The following is an 11,543-nucleotide window of genomic DNA, read 5'->3' as shown; positions in this document are numbered from 1 at the left end:
CCTGTTTTCGCCCAATCGGCGAGGAAGCCTTCAATGCCCTTGTCGGTGAGGATATGCTTGAACAGTCCCTTGATGACGGCAGGCGGTGCGGTCATGACATCAGCGCCGATCTTCGCCGCCTCAAGAACATGGATACCATGGCGGACGCTCGCCACCAAAATCTCGGTGCCGAAATCATAATTGTCGTAAATCAGACGGATGTCGCTGATCAACTGCATCCCGTCAAAGCCGTTATCGTCGTGCCGCCCAACAAAGGGCGAGATAAAGCTCGCGCCTGCTTTTGCGGCCAGAAGCGCCTGATTGGCCGAAAAGCACAAGGTCACATTGACCATCGTCCCCTCGCCTGTCAGCGCCTTGCATGTCTTGAGGCCATCTATGGTCAGCGGTACCTTGATGCAGACATTGTCCGCAATCTTGCGCAATATCTCGGCCTCTTTCATCATCGTGGCATGGTCAAGCGCTACAACCTCGGCCGATACTGGCCCATCGGTCAGCCAGCAAATCTCGCGCGTTACCTCGATAAAGTCGCGGCCCGACTTTGCGATCAACGACGGATTGGTCGTCACACCATCCAGCAAACCTGTCGCCGCCAATTCCTTGATATCTTCAATTTCGGCTGTGTCGGCAAAAAATTTCATGGGCAGGCTACCGTTCCGTTTGTGGATGTTCCAAGCGCAATGCGCGAGATTGATAAGTCGAGTTTGGCAGAGGTCCGAATGCTCAGCGGAATTTGCATTTTGGACATATCCAGACCCGCCTTGGCAAAGCAACTCAGCGCGATGGACATCGTCTGCCAGCCCTTACCTTGTTCCGACTGCAGGCGGGACGTGACATCCAGTCCAGAGCCTGCCGGTTTCAAACCTGCATTATATCCTGCAATTTTTACAGGACCGCCACTAATTGCGTCGACGCGATAGTCGATCTCGATGGCAACCGCACCATTGGTTTCACGGCTGAGATCGAGCGGTTGTGTTGCTGCCAGCGCGACCGTTGCTTCGCCTGTTCCGGTCCATAAGAACCGGCGTGAATCCTCCTGGCGGTTTCGATCCACAGCGAAGCTGCGCACAAAATCTCCATTAGTGCCAATTCCGTTGTGCAGTTTTTCCAGGTCATTTGCGCCAGCGCGGTAAAAGTCGAGCGACAGTGCCGTCTTGCCACGTTCAAACCACGTTCCCACCGGCAATTCGGCACCTGCGGCCAGACCGCTGACTTCGCTCAGTTTCCCCACTTTTCCGGGTTTTGCATAGCTCAACCCATAGCCGTAGGCGAACAACGGATCATAGTCCTTGTCGCCGACATTCAGTACATATTGCGTTGCAAGTTTCGGCCAGCTGAACGGCAATGTCCCTTTGAAGTCACTTTTTCCAAACACCACATCAGCAACGCCGCCGCCTTCCGACCCCGGCAACCAGGCCGCGACAAATGCGTCCGACGCGTTGAGATGATGATTCACCCAAAGCGGGCGACCGGACAAGAATATGGCGACGGTTTTAATTCCCGCGGACTTGTACTTGCGAAGAAGCTCCAGATTGTCCGATTTGTCGCGGAAGATCAGATCCGGGATATCACCCTGAAATTCGGCATAAGGATCCTCACCAAAAACGACCACCGCCACGTCCGGCTTCTCACGATAGGCGCCATCCTTGCTGAGGATCGTATTTTGGCCACCCGCATCGAGCAATCCCTTGCCGATCGTTGTGGCACCGGGAAATTCGGAGTCGGGCAAGCCGGTTCCCTGCCACGACAAAGTCCAGCCACCCGACTGTTTCATATAGCTGCTGGCGCCGTCGCCTGTGACCAGGATCTTCTGACCTGCTTTCAACGGCAAGACCGCATCTTCATTCTTCAGGAGAACAAGCGATTCCCGCACGGCCTGCCGGGCAATCGCACGGTGTTCCGGCGAACCGATCTTGTCAAATTCACCCGCCAAGGGCCGCGAAGATGGGCGGCCTGACTCGAACAGGCCAGCCCGCAGTTTGACCCGGAGTATGCGCGCTACTGCCTCGTCAAGCCGGGTCTGGGATATCGTACCATCCTTGACCTGCGCGACTGTGTTGATCCACAAATCCTTCCAGCTATCGGGCGCCATGAATAGGTCGAGACCCGCGTTGAACGCAGCGGGGCAATTTGTCGTTTTGCATCCTGCTACCTGACCGTGGCCGTTCCAGTCGCCGACGGTAAAGCCGCCGAAGCTGAGGCGTCCCCGCAATATGTCCGTGAGCATTGATTTGTTGCCGTGCATTTTTTCGCCGTGCCAGCTGTTGTAGCTTGCCATGACAGATTGCACGCCCGCCTCTATCGCCGGGCGGTATCCCGCCGCCTGGATGTCGCGCAGCTCCTCTTCGCTGCTGATATTATCGCCTTGATCCTTCCCGCCATCAGTGCCGCCATCACCGACGAAATGCTTGGCGGTCGCTACGATATGAGCACCCTTAAGCCATTCCTTCGTTCCCACTTTGCCTTGCAGCCCTTCGACGAGAGGTCCGGCATAGCTTGCGACCACTTCGGGGTTTTCGGAATAGCTTTCATAGGTCCGGCCCCAGCGATCATCGCGGACGACCGCCAAGGTTGGTGCGAAGGTCCAGTCGAGACCGGTGACCCGCATTTCCACCGCTGTAGCCGCGCCGATTTTCCGCATCAGTTCCGGATTACGCATCGCGCCAAGACCGATGTTATGGGGAAACAGGGTCGCGCCGGTCACGTTGTTATGGCCGTGCACCGCGTCGCTTCCCCATGTCATCGGGATCAGCGGCAGGTTGCCGTGGGGGCGCATCGAGGCATCGTAAAACCGGTCAGCGTCGGCGAGCCATTCGGGTGCCGGTGCCCACTGCTTTCCACCCGGCGCACTATTGCCACCATTGAATACCGACCCGAGGTGATATTTGTACATGTCTTCCGGGGTGGTGCTCGCCAAATCGCCCTGAATGATCTGGCCGACCTTTTGCTCTATCGACATGCGACTCAGAAGATCTTTGATTCGCGCCTCGATTGCCGGATCCTCGGCGACGGGATTCTGGACCTTTGGCCATAGCGCTGGAGTGGCCACACTGCTGCGTGAACGTTCACTTTCTGCCATAATTGCGGTCGAAAAAGCCGCTGTGCACAGCAATGCTGTCGCCAGAATTTTACGCATTGAACCTCTCCTGCTTATTGTGGTAGCGCTATCACAATCGAGAAGGGCGTCAAGACCCTTGCGTAAAGTTGACGACTGCAATGACGTGGAGAGGACCTAAGCAGCATGAAACACCACCTATACTTCATGGCCCTGATGGCATCGGCAATGACCGTACCCGCCATGGCCAAGACCGACAGTCTTCCCGTCGGCCGATGCGTCAATATGGGCAACAGCCTCGAAACACCCACCGAAGGTGCCTGGGGCGGCAAGAAAATCGATGCGGCAGACTTTACGCGGATCGCAAAGGCCGGGTTCAACACAATCCGCCTGCCCGTGCGCTGGTCCACCCGTGCAGGCACGGACGCCCCCCATACAATTGATCCCATCTTCATGAAGCGGGTCAAGCAAGTGGTTGCGGATGCGCGATCCGCCGGTCTGAACGTCATTTTGAACAGCCACCATTTTGAAGAGATCCACAAGGACCCGAGCGACGCAAATATCGCAAAGCTTGCGGCCATGTGGACCCAGGTCGCAGCACAGTTCGCGGACGCACCAGAAGCACATCTGTGGTTTGAAATTGAAAATGAGCCGCACGACAAGTTCAACGACAGCAATTTGCTGAAAGTGCTGACACCTGCGCTCGTCGAAATCCGCAAGACCAATCCGACCCGCCCGGTCATCATCGGCGGGGAATTCTGGAGTGGGATCAATTCGCTCAAAACGCTGAACTTGCCAGACGATCCCAATATCGTTCCGACTTTCCACTATTATGATCCGTTCAACTTCACCCATCAGGGGGCGAGCTGGGTCGATCCATCGCCACCCCTGGGCCGCACCTATGGCGGTGCTGAGGATCAGAAACTGCTGAAAGACGACGTCCAGAAAGTGCGCGAGTATATTGCGCGGACCGGCAAAACACCCTTTATGGGCGAATTCGGCGCACACACCACGGCGTCGCTTGACGAGCGGGTGAAATATCAAAAAGCTGTCCGGGTCGCATTTGACGAAATCGGAATTGGCATGTGCGCCTGGGCGTATACGAACACCTTCCCGCTGTGGGATCATGAAAAGAAAGCGTGGGTACCCGGTATGCGCGATGCCATGGGTCTGAAGGAATAAGAGCCGATGACCAAGATGCGTTTCCTTGCGCTGGCGGTGTTTGCGGCGTCATATCCTGTCACCGCCCTTGCGTTCGACGACCAACCCACGGCAGAATTGCAGGCGCTTGACGATGCGTTGCCCGGCAGTCTCATCAACGACCCGACACGGCTCGATTGGCAGATTTTCGGCACCGGACAGACAAGCAAGCCGGTCAAAGGCGAAGATATTCCGGGCGGCAAGGCGGCGTTGCAAATCACCGTACCGAAAGCCGGTGCAACCCTGTTCGAAGTCGGGGCCAATGCCCCCATCACCACGTCCATCAAGGCCGGAACCGATATTGTCGTCGCCTTTTATGCGCGCACGGTTTCAGCGGACACCTCCGATGGAAAGGGACGCATTGGCGTCCGCGTTCAACAGAATATCGCGCCATATTCCGGGTTTGGCGACACAACGCTTGTCATCGACAAGGATTGGAAGCTTTACGAAGTCTCGGCAAAAGCAACCAGCTCCATTTCCAGAGGTCAGGCTGTCGTCGGCTTCCAGCTGGCGGGCGCCAAACAGGTGCTGGAAATCGGCCAGACAATCGTCGTGGCCGGCGCTACATCTTTGACCGCAAAATCGACCAAGGCGGTCCAATCCGCGACCACGGATTTGTTGCCGCAACTGCAAGGCAAAGGAAGGCTGATCAATAATCCGTCCAATAAGGACTGGCCGGTTTACGGACCGGGTGCGACACATATGACCATAGCTTCGCCCAATATCCCAGGCACAGGTGGAACCGCATTACGGGTCACCACATCGGCTCCAGCCGCACAACCTTATGATGTTGGTGCCGCCATTCCCATTTTGGAAGAAGTCAAAGAGGACGATATTCTGCTGATCGGCGTATTGGCACGCACCGCGCCGGGTGGCTCTGGGGATGGAACCAGCAAGCTGGGAATTCGTGTTCAATTGAATGAAGCGCCCTATAGCGGTTTTGGTGATAATGTCCTGACCTTGGGCCCGAATTGGAAGTTGCTGCAATTGAAGACACAAGCATCCACGACCATTGCTGCAGGTAAAGGCGCCGTGGCACTGCATTTTGGTGCCGCAGCGCAAGCGATTGAAGTCGGCCAAGTTTATGTGCTCAACACATCAGGACCCATCGCAGTTACCAATGAATAGCAACCCTGAGACTCTCTATCTGAAACATGGTTCGTCCGACTGCATCCTGTGCCCGGAAGTAGGGGGAGCTATTGTGGCGTGGACCGTTAGCGGCCAAAATATGCTGCGATCGACCGATGCAGCCGCGCTTGGGTCGCGCGACCCGCTGCGTTTTGCGTCCTTCCCGCTGGTCCCCTTTTCCAATCGGATCGGCTTTGCCAGCTTTAACTGGATGGGCGAAGAAATCGGTCTGGATCCTAATTTCAGCCCGGAACCCCATGCAATCCATGGCGTGGGATGGACGTCCTGCTGGGATGCTGAAAGGATGAGCGAAGCCGAAACAGTGATGCGGTATCGCCACACACGAGATAGCCGTTGGCCTTGGTCCTTTTCCGCAACCCAACATATCCGGTTGGATGGGGACCGGCTCGAAATAACGCTCGAAGCGTTCAATTTATCGGAAGAACCCGCACCGCTCGCCTTTGGCCATCATCCCTATTTTGATCAGGACGGTGCTTTTCTGCAGTTCAAGGCCAAACGCGTGCTCATGAATGACCACATGGCTTTGCCAACTGATATGCTTACGCCGGAAGGGGTTTATGATTTCCAGGAAGGCGAGCCTGTCTCCGGCAAGAACATAGATCATTGTTTTGCACAGTGGGATGGCGTTGCCAGTATCCTCTGGCCGGACCGGCCTTTGGGTCTTCAAATAGAATCGAACATGCCGGCGGCTGTGCTGTACATACCGCCGCATGGGGAATCATTCTGTTTCGAACCCGTTCCGCATATTAACAATGCCCTGAACCGTCCAACGGACGAACCTGCGATGCCCACCGTTCCGCCTGGCGGGAGTTACCGGTCGAGCATCATATTGTCGGCAGTGCCGGCGCAGTCCCTCTGACACCAAAGACCGGAGAGCCCATGCTTCGCACATTACTGCCTTTTGCCGTTGCGCTTTTGATCGCACCCTCCGCTTGGGCAGCGCCTGGAAACTCCGTCGAGTTCCTGTCGATGGAGTATCAGGGTAGCAATCCCGACGAAGATGCGCTGCCGATAACCGACAATGAATATCGCAATCCGATACTTCCCGGTTTTCAGCCTGATCCCAGCATCGTGCGCGTGGGGAAGGACTTTTATGTTGTGAACTCGTCCTTCGGCTGGGTCCCTGGCCTGCCTATCTACCATAGCCGTGATCTGGTGAACTGGACCCAGATCGGGAACGCAATCCCGGACAGCGCTGATTTCAAACTTCCTGCGGTCGGAATCAACCGCGGAATTTTTGCGCCGACGATCCGTCACCACAAAGGCCTGTTTTACATCATTACGACATGCATCGACTGTGGCGGAAATTTCATCATCACGGCGAAAAATCCGAAAGGTCCCTGGAGCAAGCCCATATGGTTGGACACGGTGACAGGAATCGACCCCGATCTGTTCTTTGATACGGACGGCCGGGTATGGATTACCAATAACGACGAACCGCAGGGGCCTGCGCAATATGATGGGCATCGCGCCCTTTGGTTACAGGAATATGATCCTGCACAATCCAAGGTAATCGGACCTCGCACGGTGTTGGTTGATCGCGGCGTAAAGCCCGAGGAAAAGCCGATATGGAGTGAGGGACCACATATATTCAAAAAGGATGGCTGGTATTATCTGACGGCGGCTGAAGGCGGCACGTCGGACGATCACCGCCAAACCATATACCGCAGCAAAAATGTAACAGGTCCCTATACACCGGGGCCGAACAACCCGATCCTGACACAGCGTGATCTCGACCCGGCCCGACCGCTGCCGGTTTACGCAACCGGCCATGCCGACTTCGTCAATCTTCCGGGCGACAAATGGTGGGCGGTTTTTCTGGCTACGCGGCCTTACGAACGCAACCTTACCAATTTAGGGCGCGAAACATTTTTACTGCCGGTGAACTGGAAAGATGGTTGGCCGGAAATCCTGCCCCAAGGGAAAGCGGTGCCCTTGCGGGTAAAGCGGCCGACATTACCCCGCACACACCAGAAAACCGATTATTCAAAATGGGTCGAAGACTTCAACGCCACCAAACTGGGTCCCCAATGGCTCGCACGCAAAGCGCCTGCATCTGAATGGCTTAACCTGACAGAAAAGCCAGGGAGCCTTGTGCTACGTGGAACAGGACCGCAATTTATAGGGCAGCGTCTTCGGCACCGTAATGCCGAAATTAGCACGACAATCGCCCTGCCCTCGGCAAACCAATATGGGCGAGCCGGATTGGCTGCAATTGCCGATGAAGGGCATCAATTTATCTTTGGTCTCGAAACGGGTGCTACGGGCCGAAAGCTCGTCATTACAGCGAAAGGCCTGAAAGGCACGGCGGGTGCAGATGTGGTACTTTTTGAAAAAGCGCTGGAGCCGCTGCGCACATCAAATATCCGGTTGAAGATGCATATCAAGGGTGCGGCAGCCGACTTTGCCTATGCCGACGGAAATGGCAATTGGACGACCGTGCTGACGGACGCCGACGCCCGGTTGCTGGCAACGGAATATGACATCCTGTTGTTCACAGGAACGGTGGTCGGCCTCTATTCAACCGATGTTATGAATTAGGCTGCGCATCTGATTCCCGCCGCACAAAAGTAAAGTCGAGCATTCGATCTTCGCGCGGGGTGGGGCGGCCCGACCTTTTGGCCCGGATCCGGTCGACCAGAATTTCTACTGCCGCACGGGACATATCGGCGATAGGTTGGTGGATGGTTGTCAGTTCGGGCCAAATTGACAAGGCAAAATCCGTATCGTCAAAGCCACAGATTGTCACATCTTTGGGAACGTCCAAATGCCGCCGATGGGCAACGGTTATGGCCGCTGCCGCCATGTCGTCGTTGCTCGCAAAAATCGCTGACGGAGGATTAGCCAGATCAAGCAGTTTATCCGCCGCGTCCAGACCGGATCGGTAGGTAAACAGACCATCCACGACTAATTCGGGATCGATCGGCATCCCGGCTTCCGCCATCGCCATTTCGAAACCTTTCAACCGTTGGTGGCTGGCCTTCTGCTCGGGATTTCCCTTCACAAAGGCAATCCGCTTATGCCCCAAAGACAGGATATGCCGGGTCATGGTGGCCGCAGCCTCGACGTCATCAATATAGACAACAGACATTTTGCCCGGCGGGCACCAGTTGGCGACGACCACACATGTGACATCGGTATTCTGGATCAGTTCGAGCATCTTGGGAGAATCGCAGAGAGGCGGTGACAATACGACGCCATCGACACCACTTTCGATGAGGTCGGCAAAGACGTCATGTATGTCCTGCCCTTCATCGCATTGTTCAATGACTAACTGCACATGGCTTTTGCGTGCTTGTTCCAAGGTGCCAACCAAAAGGCGGCTGAGATAGGCAAAGCTGGGATTTCCGTAGAGCATTGCAATCCGGATCTGCTCCGCCCCGGCAAGGGTTCGGGCGGCCAGATTGGGAGAATAGTTTAGTTTCTCAACAGCCTCCATCACGGCATCGCGGGTCGAATCCTTCACATTCCGCTCGCCATTAATCACGCGCGACACGGTCATCGGTGAAAACCCGGACGCACGTGCCACGTCGGCAATCGTCGCCCCACCTTGCTGCGCGCGCGGTGATTTTTGGATCCTGCCCATATTCCTATCCATTCCCCCTTACCCTAGACGCCATGCCACGCTTTGCGGTGCTTTTCCAGTATGATGCAATGATGCATGTCAAAGATTGACGTGCATCGCACAATCGTTCATGGTAGCGCTAACATTAAAGGCGGCTGTGATCGCTTGAAGAGGAGAGAAACGATGAAATTACCTGCACTCGTACTATTGCTTTGCGCGGCATCCGTGCCGGCTACGGCTATTTCATCCAGCAACGCATTTGCGCAAACGGCAGTGCCCGCATCGGCGACCTACAAGAATCCAGACGCACCCATTGCGGCACGGGTCGATGACCTTTTGGCCCGCATGACACTCGAAGAGAAAATTGCGCAAATCATTACCATCTGGGACAATAAGCCCGAAATTTTCGATGATAAGGGTGAATTTGACCCGGTAAAAATGTCGGCAAAGTTTCCCAACGGAATCGGGCAATTTGCCCGTCCCTCCGACGCGAAAGGCCCGGCATCGCCGCGTATAGCCGCAGGGCGGGATGTACGAGGGACCATCCGCCTGGTGAATGCCATGCAAAAGCATGCAATCACGAAAACACGGCTGGGTATTCCCATTTTGATGCATGAAGAAGGTCTGCATGGCTATGCGGCCCTCGACGCCACCAGTTTCCCGCAGTCGATCGCCCTGGCATCAAGCTGGGACCCTGCGCTTTTGCGTGAAATCAATGTCGTCATTGGTCGTGAGATACGGGCACGGGGCGTGCATTTGGCATTGTCACCGGTTGTCGATGTGGCCCGCGACCCGCGCTGGGGACGCATTGAAGAAACGTTTGGCGAAGATCCTTATCTGGCAGGGGAATTGGGGGTTGCCGCCGTCGAAGGTCTGCAAGGTGAGAACAAGGCCTCGGTCTTGGCACCCGGAAAAGTCTTTGCGACGCTGAAGCATCTCACCGGCCATGGCCAGCCGGAAAGCGGAACCAATGTGGGGCCGGCTTCCATCTCGGAACGTGTCTTACGCGAATATTTCTTCCCGCCGTTCGAACAGGTTGTGCGGCGCACAGGCATTCAAGCCGTGATGGCTTCCTATAACGAAATCGACGGCGTCCCCAGCCATGCAAACAAATGGTTGCTGGGCGATGTATTGCGGGGCGAATGGGGTTTCAAAGGTGCCGTCGTCAGCGATTATTACGCCATTGACGAACTGGCCGGACGGCATGCACTTGCCAAGGACAAGTCGGAGGCCGCCATTCTGGCTTTGGCGGCGGGGGTTGATTCTGACTTGCCTACCGGCGCGTCCTTTTCGACATTGGCGGAATCGGTCCGGAGTGGAAAGGTCTCCCAAGCGGCCGTCGATCAGGCTGTGCGGCGGATGCTGGATATGAAATTCCGCGCTGGCCTCTTTGAAAATCCTTATGCGGATGCAGATGCTGCCGTGAAAATCACGAACAACGCCGATGCCCGCGCGCTGGCGTTGAAATCGGCGCAGCGTTCAATCACCTTGCTCAAGAATGACGGAACATTACCGCTGTCCTTAGGCACCACGAAACCTAAAATTGCCGTCATCGGACCGAGTGCCAATGTTGCACGTCTCGGTGGCTATTATGGCCAGCCACCCGTGACCGTGCCCATTTTGGAAGGCATCAAAACCAAGGTGGGGAACCGCGCAACGATCTTGTTTGCCCAAGGCGTAAAGATCACCGAGAATGATGATTGGTGGGCGGACGAGGTCAAGCTTGCCGACCCGGCTGAAAATCGCAAATTGATTGCGGAGGCTGTGGAAACAGCAAAGGGCGCGGACCAGATTATCCTGACGCTGGGCGATACCGAACAGACCAGCCGTGAAGGCTGGGCCGAAAGCCATCTCGGCGATCGCGACAGCTTGGACCTGGTCGGCGAGCAGCAAGAGCTGTTCGATGCCTTACGCGCATTGGGCAAGCCCATTACCGTTGTGCTGATCAATGGCCGGCCGGCCTCAATCACGAAGATTTCGACCGAAGCCAACGCGATATTGGAAGGTTGGTATCTGGGCGAACAAGGCGGCAATGCTGTGGCCGATGTGCTTTTTGGAACGGTCAACCCCGGCGGAAAACTGCCGGTGACTTTTCCGCGCAGCGTTGGGCAGTTGCCCTTTACCTATAATCACAAACCGACCGCGCGCCGAGGGTATCTCTTTGCAGACAAATCGCCGCTTTACCCCTTCGGGTTCGGCCTCAGCTATTCGACGTTCGAGCTGGGCGCGCCCGTTCTGTCCAGCCCGACCATTGCCCGCAACGGCTCGGTCAAGGTTACCGTATCGGTGAAGAATACCAGCAACCGTGCAGGTGATGAAACCGTTCAGATCTATGTGCGGGATAAAGTGAGTTCGGTGACACGTTCGGTCATGGATTTGAAAGCGTTCCAGCGGGTGACATTGGCACCCGGGGAAACACGCGATGTTTCGTTCACGCTAGGCACGGATGCATTCCATTTCTGGAACGACAAAATGCAGCGCGTTGTCGAGCCGGGCGACTTTGAGATCATGGCGGGGAACAGTTCTGCCAATGTGAAAAGCGCCACACTGACGATTACCGAATAAGTAGGAGATGAA

General features: G+C 55.9%; 8 protein-coding genes. 5 read left to right on the top strand and 3 right to left on the bottom strand.

Going from position 1 to position 11,543, the window contains the following annotated elements; genetic code table 11:
* Both fsa and EUU25_RS16475 read right to left on the bottom strand, forming a co-directional pair.
* The coding region (gene fsa, locus EUU25_RS16480) for a fructose-6-phosphate aldolase (protein WP_158903521.1) at positions 1-638 on the bottom strand (638 nt) is incomplete at its 3' end.
* Positions 635-3,133 carry a glycoside hydrolase family 3 protein gene (locus tag EUU25_RS16475; protein WP_158902936.1) on the bottom strand — a complete coding sequence of 833 codons (2,499 nt, stop codon included), beginning with the start codon at positions 3,131-3,133 and terminating at the stop codon, positions 635-637. The genes EUU25_RS16475 and fsa, both read right to left, overlap by 4 nt.
* A 105-nt stretch (positions 3,134-3,238) precedes the next feature.
* On the opposite strand from EUU25_RS16475, the gene EUU25_RS16470 reads away from it, so the two are divergent.
* Genes EUU25_RS16470 through EUU25_RS16455 form a run of 4 tightly spaced genes read left to right on the top strand, consistent with a single transcriptional unit; the run spans position 3,239 to position 7,942 of the window.
* A complete protein-coding gene (locus EUU25_RS16470) occupies positions 3,239-4,234 on the top strand; it encodes a glycoside hydrolase family 5 protein (protein ID WP_246162809.1) in 996 nt (331 codons plus the stop codon).
* Between the two features lie 6 nt (positions 4,235-4,240).
* Positions 4,241-5,380 (top strand): hypothetical protein, encoded by a 1,140-nt coding sequence (locus tag EUU25_RS16465; RefSeq protein WP_158902934.1) that lies wholly within the window; start codon positions 4,241-4,243, stop codon positions 5,378-5,380.
* Positions 5,373-6,260, top strand: a complete 888-nt coding sequence (locus EUU25_RS16460; RefSeq protein ID WP_158902932.1) for an aldose 1-epimerase — start codon at positions 5,373-5,375, stop codon at positions 6,258-6,260. The genes EUU25_RS16465 and EUU25_RS16460 overlap by 8 nt, the downstream gene beginning before the upstream one ends.
* 20 nt (positions 6,261-6,280) lie before the next feature.
* Entirely contained in the window at positions 6,281-7,942 is a 1,662-nt protein-coding gene (locus tag EUU25_RS16455; RefSeq protein WP_158902930.1) for a glycoside hydrolase family 43 protein, read from the top strand.
* Here EUU25_RS16455 and EUU25_RS16450 read toward each other — a convergent pair.
* Complete coding sequence (locus tag EUU25_RS16450) at positions 7,932-8,987, bottom strand: LacI family DNA-binding transcriptional regulator (RefSeq protein ID WP_158902928.1); 1,056 nt, start codon at positions 8,985-8,987, stop codon at positions 7,932-7,934. The genes EUU25_RS16455 and EUU25_RS16450 overlap by 11 nt on opposite strands.
* Positions 8,988-9,149: 162 nt before the next feature.
* Between EUU25_RS16450 and EUU25_RS16445 the strand changes: the two genes are divergently transcribed.
* Complete coding sequence (locus EUU25_RS16445) at positions 9,150-11,531, top strand: glycoside hydrolase family 3 N-terminal domain-containing protein (RefSeq protein ID WP_158902926.1); 2,382 nt, start codon at positions 9,150-9,152, stop codon at positions 11,529-11,531.
* Positions 11,532-11,543: the final 12 nt, after the last annotated feature.

This window comes from Sphingorhabdus lacus, from assembly GCF_009768975.1.
Classification (GTDB): domain Bacteria; phylum Pseudomonadota; class Alphaproteobacteria; order Sphingomonadales; family Sphingomonadaceae; genus Sphingorhabdus_B; species Sphingorhabdus_B lacus.
The sequence above is the reverse complement of the archived record's forward strand: the minus strand, read 5'-3'. Positions and strand labels throughout refer to the sequence as shown.